Annotated in this window: 14 protein-coding genes and 1 riboswitch; of the genes, 6 read left to right on the forward strand and 8 right to left on the reverse strand. The window is 71.2% G+C overall.

Annotated elements, in window-relative coordinates; all coding sequences use genetic code 11:
- Positions 1-116 precede the first annotated feature (116 nt).
- The 6 genes from E4198_RS07335 to E4198_RS07360 all read right to left on the reverse strand — a co-directional run bounded on the left by E4198_RS07335 (position 117) and on the right by E4198_RS07360 (position 8,023).
- Entirely contained in the window at positions 117-1,592 is a 1,476-nt protein-coding gene (locus E4198_RS07335; RefSeq protein WP_210732911.1) for a PAS domain-containing sensor histidine kinase, read from the reverse strand.
- 375 nt (positions 1,593-1,967) lie between these two features.
- Complete coding sequence (locus E4198_RS07340) at positions 1,968-3,077, reverse strand: SIS domain-containing protein (protein WP_136182459.1); 1,110 nt, start codon at positions 3,075-3,077, stop codon at positions 1,968-1,970.
- A 41-nt stretch (positions 3,078-3,118) separates the two neighbouring features.
- Entirely contained in the window at positions 3,119-4,747 is a 1,629-nt protein-coding gene (locus E4198_RS07345) for a glycoside hydrolase family 3 N-terminal domain-containing protein (protein WP_136182460.1), read from the reverse strand.
- Between the two features lie 8 nt (positions 4,748-4,755).
- Positions 4,756-5,628, reverse strand: a complete 873-nt coding sequence (locus E4198_RS07350) for a carbohydrate ABC transporter permease (RefSeq protein WP_247597584.1) — start codon at positions 5,626-5,628, stop codon at positions 4,756-4,758.
- Complete coding sequence (locus E4198_RS07355; RefSeq protein ID WP_136182461.1) at positions 5,625-6,644, reverse strand: sugar ABC transporter permease; 1,020 nt, start codon at positions 6,642-6,644, stop codon at positions 5,625-5,627. Before E4198_RS07355 ends, E4198_RS07350 begins: the two co-directional genes overlap by 4 nt.
- A gap of 101 nt (positions 6,645-6,745) precedes the next feature.
- Positions 6,746-8,023, reverse strand: coding sequence for an extracellular solute-binding protein (locus tag E4198_RS07360; protein WP_136182462.1), 1,278 nt, complete (start codon positions 8,021-8,023; stop codon positions 6,746-6,748).
- Between the two features lie 186 nt (positions 8,024-8,209).
- Here E4198_RS07360 and E4198_RS07365 point away from each other — a divergent pair, with 186 nt between their 5' ends.
- The 6 genes from E4198_RS07365 to E4198_RS07390 all read left to right on the forward strand — a co-directional run bounded on the left by E4198_RS07365 (position 8,210) and on the right by E4198_RS07390 (position 15,396).
- Positions 8,210-8,977: a GntR family transcriptional regulator gene (locus E4198_RS07365; protein ID WP_136182463.1), complete on the forward strand. Its 768-nt coding sequence runs from the start codon at positions 8,210-8,212 to the stop codon at positions 8,975-8,977.
- 190 nt (positions 8,978-9,167) lie between these two features.
- A complete protein-coding gene (locus E4198_RS07370) occupies positions 9,168-9,446 on the forward strand; it encodes a DUF3311 domain-containing protein (protein ID WP_136182464.1) in 279 nt (92 codons plus the stop codon).
- Entirely contained in the window at positions 9,443-11,044 is a 1,602-nt protein-coding gene (locus tag E4198_RS07375; protein ID WP_168711390.1) for a sodium:solute symporter, read from the forward strand. Before E4198_RS07370 ends, E4198_RS07375 begins: the two co-directional genes overlap by 4 nt.
- An 89-nt stretch (positions 11,045-11,133) precedes the next feature.
- A complete protein-coding gene (locus tag E4198_RS07380; protein WP_136182465.1) occupies positions 11,134-11,649 on the forward strand; it encodes a GNAT family N-acetyltransferase in 516 nt (171 codons plus the stop codon).
- 48 nt (positions 11,650-11,697) lie between these two features.
- Positions 11,698-11,864: riboswitch (cobalamin riboswitch) on the forward strand.
- A gap of 191 nt (positions 11,865-12,055) precedes the next feature.
- Complete coding sequence (locus E4198_RS07385; protein WP_247597874.1) at positions 12,056-14,380, forward strand: ribonucleoside-diphosphate reductase subunit alpha; 2,325 nt, start codon at positions 12,056-12,058, stop codon at positions 14,378-14,380.
- Complete coding sequence (locus E4198_RS07390; protein ID WP_136182467.1) at positions 14,371-15,396, forward strand: ribonucleotide-diphosphate reductase subunit beta; 1,026 nt, start codon at positions 14,371-14,373, stop codon at positions 15,394-15,396. Before E4198_RS07385 ends, E4198_RS07390 begins: the two co-directional genes overlap by 10 nt.
- A 73-nt stretch (positions 15,397-15,469) precedes the next feature.
- Here E4198_RS07390 and def read toward each other — a convergent pair whose 3' ends face one another.
- Positions 15,470-16,102, reverse strand: coding sequence for a peptide deformylase (gene def, locus E4198_RS07395; protein ID WP_136182468.1), 633 nt, complete (start codon positions 16,100-16,102; stop codon positions 15,470-15,472).
- A gap of 175 nt (positions 16,103-16,277) precedes the next feature.
- Complete coding sequence (locus E4198_RS07400) at positions 16,278-17,279, reverse strand: hypothetical protein (protein ID WP_027766137.1); 1,002 nt, start codon at positions 17,277-17,279, stop codon at positions 16,278-16,280.
- Positions 17,280-17,374: the final 95 nt, after the last annotated feature.

The raw sequence follows: 17,374 nt of genomic DNA on the forward strand, positions 1-17,374 counted from the left end.
ACTCCGGGGCTCTGTGCTGTGCAGGGGCGCTCCCCGCAGTGCGGCGCGGGTCCCGAGGTGAGAGAGCGGGGGCGTGCAGCGGCGACGCCACCACCCCGGCCGCATCACTGCGCCGGTCACTGCTTCTCGGAGGCGACCGGCAGGTCGAGGATCACCCTCGTGCCCCGCACAGGGGCCGGCACCATGTCGAACGTGCCGCCCAACTCACCCTCCACCAGGGTGCGGACGATCTGGAGGCCGAGGTTGCCGGCGCGCTGTGCGTCGAAGTCCTCGGGCAGCCCCCGCCCGTCGTCGGAGACGGTGACCCGCAACCGCCCCTCCTCGCGGCCGACCCCCGGCGTGCGGACCGCGCCGACCTCCACCGTGCCGTGCTCCGCCGGCCCGAAGGCGTGCTCCAGCGCGTTCTGCAGGATCTCGGTGAGCACCATCGACAGCGGCGTGGCGACCTCGGCGTCCAGGATGCCGAACCGCCCGGTGGTGCGCCCTGTCACCCTTCCCGGCGAGAGTTCGGCGACCATCGCCAGCACCCGGTCGGCGATCTCGTCGAACTCCACGCGCTCGTCGAGGTTCTGCGACAGCGTCTCGTGCACGATGGCGATGGAACCCACCCGGCGCACCGCCTCGTTCAGCGCGTCCCGGCCACGGTCGGAGTCCATCCGGCGGGCCTGCAACCGCAGCAGTGCCGCGACGGTCTGGAGGTTGTTCTTCACCCGGTGGTGGATCTCCCGGATGGTGGCGTCCTTGGTGAGCAGCTCACGTTCACGGTGCCGCACCTCGGTGATGTCACGCAGCAGCACCAGGGAACCGATCCGGGTGCCCTTGGGCTTGAGCGGGATGGCGCGGAGCTGGACCACGCAGTCGTTGCCCTCGACCTCGGCGGTGCGCGGGGCCCAGCCGCTCGCGAGCTTGACCATCGCCTCGTCCACCGGCGCGCGGGAGGGGGCCAGTTCGGCGGTTGCCTCGCCGAGGTGCAGGCCGACCAGGTCGGCGGCGAGACCCAGCCGGTGGTAGGCGGAGAGGGCGTTGGGGCTGGCGTACTGGACGAGGCCGTCGGCGTCCAGGCGGATCAGACCGTCGCCGACCCGCGGCGAGATGTCGGAGTCACCCTGCCGGCCGGGGTAGGGAAACGATCCGGCGGCGATCATCTGTGCCAGGTCGGACGCGCTCTGGAGGTAGGTCAGCTCCAGCCGGCTCGGGGTGCGGACGGTCAGCAGGTTGGTGTTCCGCGCGATGACGCCCAGCACCCTGCCCTCCCGGCGCACCGGAATGGACTCGACCCGGACCGGCACCTCCTCGCGCCATTCCGGGTCGCCCTCGCGGACGATCCGCCCCTCGTCCAGGGCCGCGTCCAGCAGCGGCCGCCGGCCGCGCGGCACCAGGTGGCCCACCATGTCGTCCTGGTAGGAGGTGGGGCCGGTGTTGGGCCGCATCTGGGCGACGGAGACGTAGCGGCTGCCGTCCAGGGTCGGCACCCACAGCACCAGGTCGGCGAAGGAGAGGTCGGAGAGCAGCTGCCACTCGGAGACCAGCAGGTGCAGCCACTCGAGGTCGGCGGGGCCGAGTGCGGTGTGCTGGCGGACGAGGTCGTTCATGGAGGGCACGGACCGAGCCTACCGGCGGGCCCGCGGAGGCCACCGCGCAGGCGCTGCCGGGGTTCGGCGCTTCGGGCGGAGCGCGGACGGGAGCCAGGCGCGGGCCGGGCTCAGCGCTCGGGGCCGGGCCCGCGACGGGGCGGAAGCACTTCGGGCCGCGGCGCCGGTACGGGACCCTCGACCCGTCCGGCACCGCAGCCCGGAGTTCCAAGACCCCGGCGCGGTCAGGGCAGATCACGCCGCGAGTCCCGTTCCGTCCTCCTGTGCGGGGAGAACGGACGCTTCCTCCGCCCCATTGTGGACTAGACCTGTACGGGTGTCCATGGGGCTGCGGCGAACGATCGATCAGGCCTCCCCCCAGCGCTGCCGCGCCGCTCAGTGGGTCTGGGTGACCTTGGCGAGGGCGCGGGGGGCGTCGGGGTCCTGACCGCGGGCGAGGGTGACCTCGTAGGCGAGCATCTGGAGCGGCATGATCTCCAGGATGGGCTGGAGTTCCTCGGGCAGTCCTCCCGTGGGCAGGACGAAGCCGGCGGACGCGGCGTCCACCTGCGGCTTCGGGCCGATCACCACGAGGTCGGCGCCGCGGTCGCGGAGGCGGTCCAGCACGGGCTGGAGAGCCTCGCCGCCGCGGCCGTCGGTGACGACGGCGATCACCGGGGAGATGTTGTCGACCATGGCCAGCGGGCCGTGCAGCAGGTCGGCGCCGGAGTAGGACAGGGCGGGGATGTAGCTGGTCTCCATCAGCTTCAGCGCCGCCTCCTTGGCCGTGGGGTAGCCGTAGCCGCGTGAGGTGATGACCATGCGGTCGGCGAAACGGTAGCGGCCGGCCAGCGCCCGTACCTCCTCGCGGCGGGCGAGGACGGATTCGGCGAGTTCGGGCAGGGCCGCGGCCTGCTCGGGCCCGTCGGCGCCGTGCATGCCCGCCACCAGCAGGTACAGGGCGAGGAGTTCGGCGGTATAGGTCTTGGTGGCGGGCAGGGCCTCCTCCGGACCGGCCAGCACGTCGATGTGGAACTCGCTGATCCGGGCCAGCGGCGAGGCGGCGTTGTTGGTGACCGCCAGGGTGATCGCGCCCGCTTCCCGGGCGGCGCGGGTGGAGGCGACCAGGTCCGGGGAGCCCCCGGACTGGCTGACGGTGATCACCAGGCAGTCGGTGAGGTCCGCCTTCGCCTGGTAGGCGGTGGTGGTGGACATCGAGGTGAGTCCGCACGGCCTGCCCAGCAGCACCTCGATGAGGTACTTGGCGTACAGCGCCGCATTGTCCGAGGTGCCGCGGGCGGTGAGCAGCACGAAACGCGGGGCGCGGGCGGCGATCGCCTGGGCGGTCTCCCGGATCGTCGGGGCGCCGCCTGAGCCCCGCTCCCGCTCCAGCAGCCGGCGCAGCACCTCGGGCTGCTCGGCCATCTCGGCCGCCATCAGCCGCCCGGGCACGACGGGCTCCCCGGCGGTCTCGGGAACGGACGAGGACGGCGTCGGGACGGACATGCGGAGTGCCTCCAGGTGGCGTGACAGTCGGTCTGCGGGGGTCAGCGGCCGGCGTCCGCGCCGGTCAGGACCTCCGCGGCGGCTCGGGCACAGACGCGCGCGGCACCGTGGGTGGCGATGTGCAGCGCGCCGGCCGGCGGAGCCTGCGGGACGCCCATCTCCACCACGACGGTGTCGGGGCGGGCGGCGAGCAGGGCGTCCAGCACTCCGGCCATCCAGGCGTGCCGGTGGACATCGCGTACCACGGCGACGATCCTACGGTTCGCCGCGGCGCCGAGCACCTCGGCGAGCGCGGCGTCGAGGCCCCAGTGGTCGATCCGGTCCCGGCCGTAGGTGGCCGTGGTGGTGCCGGGGAGCAGCCGGGCGAGTTCGGCGGCGAGGCCCCAGGGCGTCTCGCTGCCCACGGCGAAGTTGGCGACCGGGGTGAGTGCGGCGACGAACGGCGGCTCGGTCAGCGGCCGGTGGTCCGCGAGCCCGGTGACGCGCAGCGCCCGGCGCGCGGCCAGAAGGCCCACGCCCTCGTCGTGCGCGGAGGTGGGTGCGGGGCCAGACGTGCTCCCCTCCTGGGCGCCGTGCGCGCGGGGAGTGCGCACGGCCCCGGGTACGCCTGACCCCGCCGCCCGCTCCCCCGCCGCCCCCCGCTCCCCCGCCGTCCAGCGGGCGAGAGCCCGGACCCGTGCCGCGGCGTCCGCGAGCCGGTCGAGCGGGAGGTCGCCGTCCCGCACGGCCCGCAGCAGGGCGTCGCGCAGCCGCAGCACGGTGTCCTCGTCGGCAAGGCCGCCGCCGACGCAGATGGCGTCGGCGCCCGCGGCAAGGGCGAGAACGCTGCCGCGTTCGATGCCGAAGGAGGCGGAGATGGCCTCCATCTCCATTCCGTCGGTGACGATCAGACCCTGGTGTCCCAGGCCGCCGCGGTCCACGGGGGCGCGCAGCAGGCCGGTGAGCGCCGCGGGGCTGAGCGTGCCCGGGAGCGCGGCGTCCAGGGCGGGAAGCAGGATGTGCGCGCTCATCACGCACTTGCTGCCGGCGGCGACAGCGGCGCGGAACGGCACGAGTTCACGTGTCCGCAGGGTGCCGAGGTCGGCGTCGATGCGGGGCAGCGCGTGATGGGAGTCGACGGCGGTGTCGCCGTGGCCGGGGAAGTGCTTGACGCAGGCGGCGACGCCGGCGGACTGGAGCCCTTCGACGTAGGCGACGGTGTGCCGGGCGACGAGGTGCGGATCGTCGCCGAAGGAGCGGACGCCGATGACGGGGTTGTCCGGATTGGAGTTGACGTCGGCGGAGGGTGCCCAGTTGAGGTTGACGCCGCAGGCGGCCAGCCGGCGGCCGAGTTCGCGGGCGACCGCACGGGTCAGTCCGGGGTCGTCGACGGCGCCGAGGGCCAGGTTCCCGGGGAAGGAGGAGCCGGCGCGGGCCTCCAGGCGCGTGACGTCGCCGCCCTCCTCGTCGATGGCGACCAGCACGTCCGGACGGATCTCCCGGAGTTCGGCGGTGAGCGCGGCGAGCTGGTCCGGGGAGGAGATGTTGCGGCCGAACAGGCCCACGGAGCCCAGGCCCTCACGGAGTTGCCGGAGCAGCCAGTTGGGGGCGGTGGTGCCGGCGAAGCCCGGTTGCAGGACGGCGAGGGCGTCCCGGGTAACGGCGGATGTGTCCCGTACGAGGGTCGTCATGGTGGGCGTCACCCCTTCACGGCGCCGGCGCTGAGGCCGCCGACGGCGCGTCGTTGCAGGAACAGGAAGAGCATCAGGACCGGGAGCGCGAAGAGCGAGGACGCGGCCATGGTCGCACCCCAGTCGTTGCCGAACGCCGACTGGAACTGAGTGAGCCACAGCGGCAGCGTGTACGCCTCGGACTCCTTGTTGAGCACCAGCACCATGGCGAACTCGTTCCAGGCGGTGATGAAGCCGAAGAGCGAGGTGGACATCAGGCCGGGCGCCAGCAGCGGGAAGATCACCCGGAAGAAGGCCTGGGTGCGGCCGCAGCCGTCGATCAGCGCCGCCTCCTCCAGCTCCTTCGGCACGGCGGCGATGAAGCCGCGCAGGGTCCAGACGGTGAAGGGCAGCACCATCACGAAGTAGATCAGCGTGAGGGTGCCGATGCTGTTGAGCATCTGCGCGTCGCGGGCGATCAGGTACATCACGATGACCATGACCTCCCAGGGGGCCATCTGCGCCATCATCACGGCCAGCACCAGCCCTTTGCGCCCCCGGAAGCGCATCCGCACGATCGCGAAGCTCGCCGCCAGCGCTACCAGCAGGGCCAGCAGCACGGCGCTCACGGTGACCGTGAGGCTGTTGGCGACGTACGTCCAGAACAGTTCCACGCCAGTGGCCGTCGTGTAGTGCTCGACGGTGGGGGTGAAGAGGAACGTCGGGTCCTTGGTGAGCACCTCGGACGCCGGTTTGAAGGACGTGGAGAACATCCAGTAGACGGGGAAGACGAAGAACAGCGCCAGCGGCAGGGCCACCAGGTTGGGCCAGAGGCGGCCGAACGCCTTCCGGCGCCGGGCGCGTTCCGCGCTGCGGTCGGTCACGGCGGTGAGTGCGCTCACTGCTCCTCCTCCTGCTTGAGGATCAGGCGGAAGTAGAAGGACATGGCGACCAGCAGGATGAGGATGGTCAGCACGGAGGCGGCCGCCGCCACGCCGAAGTTCATCTGCGACATGCCCTCGACGTAGGCGAAGACCGGGAGGGTCTCGGAGGCGCGGTCCGGGCCGCCGCCGTTCAGGGCGACGATCTGCGCGAACGCCTTGAAGACCCAGATGATCTCCAGGAAGGTCGTGATCAGGAAGAACGGCTTCATGATCGGAAACACCACGGAGCGGAAGATGCGGGTGTTCGAGGCCCCGTCCATCCGCGCCGCCTCGTACAGCTCGCCGCTGATGGTGGTGAGACCTGCGTAGAGGTTGAGCGCGACGAACGGGACGGACGCCCAGACGATCATCAGGGTGACGATGGCCAGGGTGGAGAAGCCGGTGTCGAACCAGTTGTGCTGCTCGTAGCCAGCGAAGCCGAGGACCCGCATCACCCAGTTCATCACGCCGAACTGAGTGTCGAAGAGCCAGCGGAAGACGGTGGCGGAGGCGACGATGGGCATCGCCCAGGCCATGACCAGGGCGAGCGAGAGCACCAACCGCATCCGGGAGCCGAGCCGGTTCAGCAGCAGCCCGGCCAGGGTGCCGAGGACCATGATCAGCACCACGTTGACGGCCATGAACACGAACGTGCGGACCACCACGGTCCAGAACATGTCGTCGGCCAGCAGCTCGGTGTAGTTGCTCAGCCCCGTCCACACCGTCTGGCGCGAGATCATCTCGATGCGGCCGAGCTGCTGCAGCGAGATCAGGACGTTGCGGACCAGCGGATAGCCGAGGAAGACCAGCAAGGAGAGCACCGCCGGCGCGACCAGCGCGTACGGCAGCCAGGCATGGGTCCGCGGGCGGCGCGGACGTGGCGGCGCGCCGCCGTCGGCCGACGGGGCGGGCTCGGGCACATCGGGCGGCGACTCCTCGGCGCGGGGCGCCGCCTGCGGCGTTCCGGGGGTCGCTCCCTGGGTGTGCAGGGTCATGTCCTCATTCCTCGGGGTGAGGGGGCATCAGGGCCGTGGAGTGCCCCGGCGGCCGGGGGAGGCCGGCCGCCAGGGACGGGTGCGCTGCGGACGCGCCGACGTCAGCTCCCGTTGATGCGCTCGGTGATGACCTCGTCGGCCTCCTTGCCGGCCTGCTTCGGGTCGGTCCCCTCCAGCACCTTGGTCATGTACGTCTTGATCGGGTTGGGGTCGGTCTCGACGTTGGCCCAGCCCGGGGTGACCGGGGTGATGCGGCCGACCTCCGCGGACGCGACCATCGCCTCGGCGAACGAGCCCTCGGCCGGATCGACCTGTGCGGCGGGGCTGTTGGGCAGCAGGCCGCCCTCGGTGGCCTCGGCGTACTTCGTCATCCACTCCTCGGAAGTGGCCATCTTCAGCCACTCCTGGGCGAGTTCCTTGTTGGGGGACCGCTCGGAGACGGAGAGGTTGGAGCCGCCGAAGAAGACGTGTCCGGGCTGGTCGGCGGTCTTGCCAGGGATCGGGAAGTAGCCGAAGTCGGCCTCGTCGCCTGCCTCCTCGATGGCGGCGACGGCGCCGCCGGCCTCCCAGCCGAGCCCGATCCAGGACGCCACGTCATTCTTGGGCACGACGTCGGTGGACTGCTGCGGAGTGGCCTCGTCCGCGTCCTTGGGGGCGGTGGAGTGCGACTGGAGTTCCTTGTAGAAGTCCATGGCGGTCGCCGCCTCGTCGCTCGCGAGGGCACCCTCCCACGTGTCGCCGCCCTTCTCCACAGCGAGGTTGCCGCCCTCGTCCCAGAGGAACCCGGCGAAGACGTACCAGCTCTGGCCGGGGAGGTAGAGGGGCTGCTTGTCGGTCTTCTCGCCGATCTTCTCCAGGCCGGCGAGCCACTCCTCACGCGTCTTCGGCGGCTTGACGCCCGCCTCCTCGTAGACGCTCTTGTCGTAGATGACCGCGCGGTTGGCGGCGTACCAGGGAGCGGCGTAGAGCTTGCCGTCGAGTTCGGCGGAGCTCAGCATGCCCTCGTTCCACTGGTCGTAGCCCAGTTCGCGCTTCATCGGGGTGAGGTCGGCGAGGCCGCCGGTGACCGCGTATCCGGCGGTCTGGGTGTTGCCCAGTTCCAGCACGTCCGGCGGCGAGTCCTCGGAGAGTGCAGTGGTGATCCGCTCCTGGATGCCGTTCCACTGCTGGATCTTCATCTCGACCTCGACGCCTTTGTGTTCAGCCTCGAACGCCTTGTTCAGCTCCTTGGACCACGGCTCGGGCGCCGATCCGTCCATGACCCACACTGTCAGGGTCTTCTTGCCGCCGTCCCCCGCGCCGCCGCCCTCGGTGCCGCAGGCGGTGGCGCCGGCCACCAGTGCAGCGGCCCCCACCGCCGCTATGAGCTTGCGCCTCACGCCGTCCTCCTCGATGGTGTACGCAATGGTGTAGACCAGTGCCCGCAGCTTGGCCTAGACCTATAGGGGTGTCAACGGTCCGCGGACCCGCCGACCGTTCCGTTACCGGAACGACACCTGGCCTGGTGCGTCCCACCGGGCCGGGCACGTGCCACGATGTGAACCGCAACGAAGACGGAGGAGCCGGTGACGAACGCCGCGAAGAACGGAAACGGCGGGAACGGGAACGGAAGCACGCGCACCGCGCGGGTGCCGAAGTACTACCGGCTCAAGCGCCACCTGCTCGAGATGACCGAGACCCTGCCCCCCGGCACGCCCGTTCCCCCGGAGCGCACGCTGGCCGGGGAGTTCGACACCTCGCGTACCACCGTGCGCCAGGCCCTCCAGGAACTCGTCGTCGAAGGCCGACTGGAGCGCATCCAGGGCAAGGGCACCTTCGTCGCCAAGCCGAAGGTCTCACAGGCCCTCCAACTCACCTCGTACACCGAGGACATGCGCGCCCAGGGCCTCGAACCCACCTCGCAGCTGCTGGACATCGGCTACGTCACCGCCGACGACCGGCTCGCCGGATTGCTGGACATCCAGGCCGGCGGACGGGTGCTCCGCATCGAGCGCCTACGGCTGGCCAGCGGCGAGCCGATGGCCATCGAGACCACCCACCTGTCGCAGAAGCGCTTCCCCGCCCTGCGGCGCAGCCTGGTGAAGTACTCCTCGCTGTACACCGCGCTCGCAGAGGTCTACGACGTCCACCTCGCGGAGGCCGAGGAGACCATCGAGACCTCGCTCGCCACCCCTCGTGAGGCGGGCCTGCTCGCCACCGACGTGGGGCTGCCGATGCTGATGCTCTCCCGGCATTCCAAGGACACCGACGGGGAGCCCGTGGAGTGGGTGCGGTCGGTCTACCGCGGCGACCGCTACAAGTTCGTCGCCAACCTCCACCGCCCCGTCCGCTGACCTTCACCGCGCCCCCGCCCCGGACGAACAGCCGTCACCGCGCGCCTCCGACCAGCCACGACGCGTGCCGGACGACCTGCGACTTGTCCGGTCCGTTATGCGGAAGGGGGGTGACGGGGGCCGCTCCCGCTGGCTAGATTCCTGCGCACCGATCAGGAGATCACTCAGTACTTGGACGGGAGCACCACCCATGCCACCACCCACGAGCACGGGGACGATCCCCACCGTCACCCCCGCGCGCGCGCTGGCCGCCGTCTGTCTGTTCATTCCGTTCGTCGCGATACTCTGGGTCGGCAGCTACGACTCGGTGGAGCCCACCTTCATCGGCATCCCGTTCTTCTACTGGTACCAGATGCTGTGGGTGCCCCTGGCCACCCTGCTCACGGTGATCGCCTACGTGCTGGTGCGGCGGGACAACGCCGCCCGCCGCAACGCCCGTGCGGCCGCCGAGGGGGGTGAGCGCGCATGAACGAGGACATCAACGTCGTGGCGCTCGTGGTCTTCGTCTTCTTCTTCGCACTGGTGACGGTGATGGGCTTCCTCGCCGCCCGCTGGCGGAAGGCGGCCGATGCCGACAATCTGGACGAATGGGGTCTGGGCGGCCGGAGCTTCGGCACCTGGATCACCTGGTTCCTGCTCGGCGGCGACCTCTACACCGCGTACACCTTCGTGGCCGTCCCCGCGCTGATCTACTCGGCCGGCGCGGTGGGCTTCTTCGCGGTGCCGTACACGATCCTCGTCTATCCGCTGATCTTCCTCTTCCTGCCGCGTCTGTGGTCGGTGTCCCACCGGCACGGCTACGTGACGACCTCGGACTTCGTGAAGGGCCGCTTCGGCTCGCGCGGCCTGTCCCTGGCCGTGGCGCTGACCGGCATCCTCGCCACCATGCCCTACATCGCGCTGCAGCTCGTCGGCATCCAGGCTGTGCTGGACGTGATGGGCGTCGGCGGCGGCGCGTCGACGCACTGGTTCATCAAGGACCTGCCGCTGCTCATCGCCTTCGGCGTGCTCGCGGCCTACACCTACTCCTCGGGACTGAGGGCCCCGGCCCTGATCGCGTTCGTCAAGGACTCGCTGATCTACATCGTGATCGCCGTCGCGATCATCTACATCCCGATCAAGCTCGGCGGCTTCGACGACATCTTCTCCAGCGCGGGCGAGAAGCTCTCCGAGACCGGCGGAGCACTGGTCACCGGGCCCGAGGGCCACTGGGCGTACGCGACGCTGGCACTCGGCTCCGCGCTGGCGCTGTTCATGTACCCGCACGCGATCACCGCGACGCTGTCCAGCCGCAGCCGCGAGGTGATCCGCCGCAACACCACCATCTTGCCGATGTACTCGCTGATGCTGGGCCTGCTGGCGCTGCTCGGCTTCATGGGCATCGCGGCCGGCATCTCGCTGGACAACCCGCAACTGGTGGTGCCGCAGCTGTTCGAGAACATGTTCCCGGCCTGGTTCGCGGGCGTCGCGTTCGCCGCCATCGGCATCGGCGCCCTGGTCCCGGCGGCCATCATGTCGATCGCCGCGGCGAACCTGTTCACCCGGAACGTCTACCGCGACTTCCTCAAGCCGAACGCCACCCCGGAGCAGGAGACCAAGGTCTCCAAGGTCACCTCGCTGCTGGTGAAGGTCGGCGCCCTGGTCTTCGTCCTCACCCTGGACAAAACGGCGGCGCTCAACTTCCAGCTACTGGGGGGCATCTGGATCGCGCAGACCTTCCCGTCCCTGGTCGGCGGCCTGTTCACGCGCTGGTTCCACCGGTGGGCGCTGCTCGCCGGCTGGGCGGTCGGCATGGTGTACGGCACCATCGCGGCGTACAACGTGTCCAGCCCGAAGCAGGAACACTTCGGCGGCAGCACGGCGGAGATCCCGATGATCGGTGAGATCGGTTACATCGGCCTCACCGCCTTCGTGCTGAACGCCGTCGTCACGGTCGTCCTGACGGTGATTCTCCGGTCCGCCAAGGTCCCGGACGGGCGGGACGAGACCAAGCCGTCCGACTACCGCGCGGACGCCGGCGACCCGGGCGTGAAGGAGGAGTTGCCGGCCCCCACCGCCGCTCCCTGATCCGCGGAACCCACCCCGAGCACCCCGCCGACGGCACGACCGCCGGCGGGGTGCTGCATGCTGCCGGCGGGGTGCTGCATGCTGGGGGCATGGACGTGACGATCAGGGCGGCACGCGAGGCGGAGTACGGCGAGGTCGGAGACCTGACGGCCGACGCGTACCTGGAGGACGGGCTGCTCACCCACGGCGCGCGGGACCCGTACCTGGAGGTGCTGCGGAACGTACCGCACCGCGCCGGGCACGCGCAGGTCCTGGTCGCCGTGGACGCGGGCACCGGAGACCTGCTGGGCACCGTGACCTTCGTCGGGGACGGCGGGGAGTACGCGAACATCGCCCGGCCCGGCGAGGCCGAGTTCCGCATGCTGGCCGTGCACCGGAAGGGGCGGGGACGCGGCGTCGGCGAGGCGCTGGTGCGCGACTGCCTGGCGCGTGCGCGGGCACTCGGCCGGGAACGCGTGGTGCTCTCCACCGAGTCGAGGATGACGACCGCTCACCGCCTGTACGGGCGGCTGCGGTTCGTGCGCACCCCGGCCCGCGACTGGGAGCCGATCCCCGGTCTGCCCCTGTGGACCTTCGCGTTGGAGCTCGCCGACGACGAGGGCTGACGGGCACCGCAACCCTACCAGCGACACAAGATGTTGGGGTGCTCGCGCGGAGCACCCCAACATGTATGCTCGTCCTCGCTGTCGCCGCAGGGGAACCCGGTGCGAATCCGGGACTGTCCCGCAACGGTGTGCGGCGTGCCGTGCCCTGCCTCCACGCATCGACGGGTCCCGGAACGCCGCGAGTCCGAGCACCTGCCGACGGCGTCGTACACGTCCGGGCCCCGTGGGATGGGCCGGCGGACGCGAGGTGATGCCGGCCCGCAACGGGTCGCCGCCTGCGCCGCGCCACGCCTCCCCACCGGCCCCCGCCGAGCGAGGAGAGCACGTCACCGTGACCATCGCACCAGAGGCCGCAGCCGTCCCGGCGCCGTTCCCGGCGCCTTCCGGGCCGGACGCCGACAGCACGCTGCTGGAGCGGCTGTTGACGGAGCTGACCGCCGACCTGCCCGCGACCGACGCCGCCCGGATCGGCGCGGCGGTACGGCGCGGACGGCACCCCGGATCGACCCATGCGGACCTGCGGTCGCTGGCCGTCGAAGCGGCGGCCGGACTCATCGGCGACGAACCGGAGTACGGGCGCCTGGCGGCCCGGCTGCTGACCCGCGCCGTGCGCGAGGAGGCCGCCGGTCAGGGCGCGACCTCGTTCTCCGCCTCGGTCGCCGTCGGCCACCGCGAAGGTCTGATCGCGGACTCCACCGCCGCGTTCGTCACCGCGCACGCCGCACGCCTGGACGCCCTGGTCGACGCCGCCGTGGCGGACGGCGCCGACGACCGGTTCGGCTACTTCGGGCTGCGCACAGTCCACTCCCGCTACCTCCTGCGCCACCCCACGACCCGCCGGGTCGTGGAGACCCCGCAGCACTTCCTCCTGCGCGTCGCCTGCGGACTGGCGGCGGACGACAGCGCGCATGCCGTCGACGAGGTCGCCGAGCTGTACCGGCTGACCAGCTCGCTGTCCTACCTGCCGTCCTCCCCGACGCTCTTCAACTCCGGCACCAGGCACCCGCAGATGTCGTCGTGCTACCTGCTGGACTCGCCGCTGGACGAACTGGACTCGATCTACGAGCGCTACCACCAGGTCGCCCGGCTCTCCAAGCACGCCGGGGGCATCGGCCTGTCCTGGTCCCGCGTCCGCGCCCGCGGCTCGCTCATCCGCGGCACGAACGGTCATTCCAACGGCATCGTGCCGTTCCTGCGCACGCTGGACGCCTCGGTCGCCGCGGTGAACCAGGGCGGCCGGCGCAAGGGCGCCGCCTGCGTCTACCTGGAGACCTGGCACGCCGACCTGGAGGAGTTCCTGGAGCTGCGGGACAACACCGGCGAGGAGGCCCGCCGCACCCACAACCTCAACATCGCGCACTGGATCCCGGACGAGTTCATGCGCCGTGTCGAGGCCGACGCCGACTGGTCGCTGTTCTCCCCCTCCGATGTGCCCGAGCTGGTGGACCTGTGGGGCGACGACTTCGACGCCGCCTACCGTCGCGCCGAGGCGGACGGGAAGGCCGTGAAGTCCGTTCCGGCCCGGCAGCTGTACGCGCGGATGATGCGCACCCTCGCACAGACCGGCAACGGCTGGATGACCTTCAAGGACGCCGCCAACCGCACGGCCAACCAAACCGCAGAGCCCGGCCGTGTCGTCCACTCCTCCAACCTGTGCACCGAGATTCTGGAGGTGACCGACGACGACGAGACCGCCGTGTGCAACCTCGGTTCGGTCAACGTCGCCGCCCACCTCGGCGACGACGGCGGGATGGACTGGGAGCGCCTGGACGCCACCGTGCGCACCGCCGTGACCTTCCTGGACCGTGTGGTCGACGTCAACTACTACCCCACCGAGCAGGCCGGCGGCTCCAACGCACGCTGGCGCCCGGTCGGTCTGGGCCTGATGGGCCTTCAGGACGTCTTCTTCCGGCTAAGGCTGCCCTTCGACTCCCCCGCGGCGCAGCAGCTGTCCACCCGAATCTCGGAACGCATCATGCTCGCCGCCTACGAGGCATCGGCCGACCTCGCCGAGCGGCACGGCCCGCTCCCGGCCTGGGAATCGACGCGCACCGCGCGCGGCGTGCTCCACCCGGACCACTACCCGGAGGCCGAACAGACCTGGCCGGAGCGCTGGTCGGCGCTGCGGACCCGGATCGCCGCCACCGGCATGCGGAACTCGCTGCTGCTGGCCATCGCCCCGACGGCGACCATCGCCTCCATCGCCGGCGCTTACGAATGCATTGAGCCGCAGGTGTCCAACCTGTTCAAGCGCGAGACGCTGAGCGGGGAGTTCCTCCAGGTCAACGGCTACCTGGTGGACGAGCTGAAGCGACTGGGCCGCTGGGACGACGCCACCCGGGAGGCGCTGCGCGAGGCCAACGGCAGCGTGCAGGACCTGCCGGGGCTGCCCGCGCACGTGCGGGAGCTGTACCGGACGGCGTGGGAGATCCCGCAGCGCGCGCTGATCGACATGGCGGCTGCCCGCACCCCGTACCTGGACCAGAGCCAGTCGCTGAACCTGTTCATGGCGTCCCCGACCATCGGCAAGCTCAGCTCGATGTACGCCTACGCCTGGAAGCGCGGCATCAAAACGACGTACTACCTGCGGTCGCGGCCGGCCACCCGGATCGCGCGGGCGGCCGGGTCGGCCACGGCTCAGGCCGCCGTACCCGCCCAGCAGAGCGCCGCGCCGGACGAGGCCGCCGCCTGCTCCCTGGAGAACCCCGAGTCCTGCGAGGCATGCCAGTGACCACCGCCCAGCCGCACAAGAACCTGCTCGACCCGGGTTTCGAACTGACCCTGCGTCCGATGCGGTACCCGGAGTTCTACGAGCGCTACCGGGACGCGATCAAGAACACGTGGACCGTTGAGGAGGTCGACCTCCACTCCGACGTCGCCGACCTCGCCAAGCTCTCCCCCGGCGAACAGCACATGATCGGCCGCCTGGTGGCGTTCTTCGCCACCGGCGACTCCATCGTGGCGAACAACCTGGTGCTGACCCTGTACAAGCACATCAACTCGCCCGAGGCCCGGCTGTACCTGTCGCGGCAGCTGTTCGAGGAGGCCGTGCACGTCCAGTTCTACCTGACGCTGCTGGACACCTACCTGCCCGATCCGGACGAACGCGCCCAGGCGTTCGCGGCCGTGGAGAACATCCCGTCCATCCGGGAGAAGGCACAGTTCTGCTTCCGCTGGATGGACTCCGTGGAGAAGGTGGAACGGCTGGAGACGCGCGAGGACCGGCGCCGCTTCCTGCTCAACCTGATCTGCTTCGCGGCCTGTATCGAGGGCCTCTTCTTCTACGGCGCCTTCGCCTACGTGTACTGGTTCCGCTCGCGCGGCCTCCTGCACGGCCTGGCGACCGGCACCAACTGGGTGTTCCGCGACGAGTCGATGCACATGTCGTTCGCCTTCGACGTGGTCGACACCGTCCGCCAGGAGGAGCCCGACCTCTTCGACGACGCGCTGGAGAAGCAGGTCACCGCGATGCTGGAGGAGGCGGTGGAGGCCGAGCTGCAGTTCGCCCGCGACCTGTGCGGCGAAGGGCTGCCGGGTATGAACACCGACTCGATGCGGGAGTACCTGGAGGCCGTCGCGGACCAGCGGCTCGTCCGGCTCGGATTCCCCGTCCGCTACGGCTCGGCGAACCCGTTCTCCTTCATGGAGCTGCAGAACGTGCAGGAGCTGACGAACTTCTTCGAGCGGCGCGCCTCGGCGTACCAGGTCGCCGTCGAGGGCTCGGTGTCCTTCGACGACGACTTCTGAACACGTCAGGCGTCACGCGCGGACGGGCCGACCGGGTCTCCCCGGCCGGCCCGTCCGCGCGTGACGTGAACGGTCAGTCGTTGGGGACGGTCTCGTAGCGCGGGGTGCCCTCGGCCATCTGCTTCAGGGCGTCCTTGCGCTCGCGCTTGGAGAGCCGGTCGATGTACAGGTAGCCGTTCAGGTGGTCGGTCTCGTGCTGGAGGCAGCGGGCGAAGTAGCCGGTGCCGCGCACCCGGATCGGCTTGCCGTCGGCGTCCTGGCCGCGGACCACGGCGAAGTCCGGGCGGGCCAGCTCCGCGTACGCGGTGGGTACCGAGAGGCAGCCCTCGCCCGAGTCGTCCAGCGACCGCCGGTCGGCCGGCAGCTCCTCCAGCACCGGGTTGACCACGACGCCGACGTGCCGGACGCCCTCGTCGTCGGGGCAGTCGTAGACGAAGACCTTGGCGTCGACGCCGATCTGGTTGGCGGCGAGGCCGACGCCCTCGGCGGCGCGCTGGCTGGCGAACATGTCGTCGATCAGCTTCGCGAGATCCTCGTCGAAATCGGTGACGACCTTGCACTCCTTGTGCAGGACCGGATTGCCGACGACGGTGATCGGGCGGGCGGTCCCCCGCGCCCGGTACGCCTGCTCGCGCTCCTCGCAGTCCTCGGTGTCGACCACGAACTCCTCAGCCGACTCCGACCAAGTCTCCTGCTGCTGCGACATTCCGCCGTACGCCTTCCTCACGTCCTCGGGGCACCCGCCCCGGGACCTCCGCCTGGGCCGTCACCGCGCGTCCCGCGCGGGATACGCCCTACAGGGTACGGGGCGCGCCGCGGCGACGGGCCGGATAGCGGTGGCCGGGCACACCGCCGGGACAACCGCGGCCGTCGCTCCGGCCTCAGCAGACCTCTTCCAGGTCCCGCCACTCGCGGGTGTCCGGGCTGTCGGCGACCCAGCCGTCCAGCAGACCCCGCACCAGCCCGGAGGGGGCGGCGATGCCGCACTCGCGTTCCGGCACCCACAGATCGCCGGGGCCGCCCGCCGTCATGTGGCCGAGGGGCCCGGGGTGACCGGGGGAGCTGTGGTCGTGCGGGTCCAGGTGGACGGTGCCGTCGCCCTCGTCGCTGGGCATGCTGCTCTCGGAGCAGGACCGGCACAGCAGCCGCACGGACGAGGACCAGTCCTCCGCGGCGAATCCGGCGTCGGCCGCCAGCCGCTCCAGGGCGTCCCGGTCCTCCTCGGCGGCCGCGTCGAGCAGCACCACCCAGGTGGGCACCGGCGAGGGGGCCCACAGCTCGATCTCGTCGAAGACGGGGTAGGCCGGACCGGCCGCCGTGGTCCGCTCGCCGTGCGGCACGCCGTCGTGCAGGATCACCTCGCCCCAGCGGCGCCCGGAGGACGGCAGCGGGATGCTCTGGATCTCCAGCCGGGCCGGATCGATGCGGCGGCCCCACACCACCTCGGCCTCGCCCTCCGGGGAGAGCCGGACGGCGGCGCTCCCCAGCTGCATGCCGGTGGGCTCGCCGGCCGCGGCCGAGCTGTGCGCCTCTCCGGGGACCCGCAGCCCGTACGCCTGCCAGGCGCGGCGGGCCAGCGGCCAGTCCTGGAGCGCGGTGGCGGCGATGCCGACGTTCCACCAGTCGGGGGCGCCCGCGTCGCGGTCCAGCAGCGCGACGGCGCGCAGACCCGCGGCGCGCGCCTGCTCCCAGTCGTGCCGGAACTTGTGCAGCAGCGCGAGATTGAACCAGGACTCGGAGAGCCACGGCTCCAGGTCTGCGGCGCGGGTGAGCAGAGCGCCGGCGTCCTCGTAGCGCCCGTCCCCGATGAGCGTGAACGCGCGGTCGGTCGCCTGCCGCCAGGAGGCGGAGGGACGGTGCCGCACCTTGCCGAAGATCCTCACGATGTGCCGCCTGACTCCCGCCTGTCGCTGCGTGTTCGCGTCGTCGATGACGTGGGGCGCACCACTGGCCGTGGTTTCCCCTCTCGCATCCAACC

It is taken from the genome of Streptomyces sp. RKND-216 (assembly GCF_004795255.1).
Classification (GTDB): Bacteria; Actinomycetota; Actinomycetes; order Streptomycetales; family Streptomycetaceae; genus Streptomyces; species Streptomyces hazeniae.

Bases quoted from the DNA above. Each gene is read 5' to 3' on its own strand.
- E4198_RS07340 (WP_136182459.1), bottom strand. From the start codon at position 3,077: ATGTCCGTCCCGACGCCGTCCTCGTCCGTTCCCGAGACCGCCGGGGAG.
- E4198_RS07335 (WP_210732911.1), bottom strand. From the start codon at position 1,592: ATGAACGACCTCGTCCGCCAGCACACCGCACTCGGCCCCGCCGACCTC.
- E4198_RS07390 (WP_136182467.1), top strand. From the start codon at position 14,371: ATGCCAGTGACCACCGCCCAGCCGCACAAGAACCTGCTCGACCCGGGT.
- E4198_RS07375 (WP_168711390.1), top strand. From the start codon at position 9,443: ATGAACGAGGACATCAACGTCGTGGCGCTCGTGGTCTTCGTCTTCTTC.
- def (WP_136182468.1), bottom strand. From the start codon at position 16,102: ATGTCGCAGCAGCAGGAGACTTGGTCGGAGTCGGCTGAGGAGTTCGTG.
- E4198_RS07370 (WP_136182464.1), top strand. From the start codon at position 9,168: ATGCCACCACCCACGAGCACGGGGACGATCCCCACCGTCACCCCCGCG.
- E4198_RS07380 (WP_136182465.1), top strand. From the start codon at position 11,134: ATGGACGTGACGATCAGGGCGGCACGCGAGGCGGAGTACGGCGAGGTC.
- E4198_RS07345 (WP_136182460.1), bottom strand. From the start codon at position 4,747: ATGACGACCCTCGTACGGGACACATCCGCCGTTACCCGGGACGCCCTC.
- E4198_RS07355 (WP_136182461.1), bottom strand. From the start codon at position 6,644: ATGACCCTGCACACCCAGGGAGCGACCCCCGGAACGCCGCAGGCGGCG.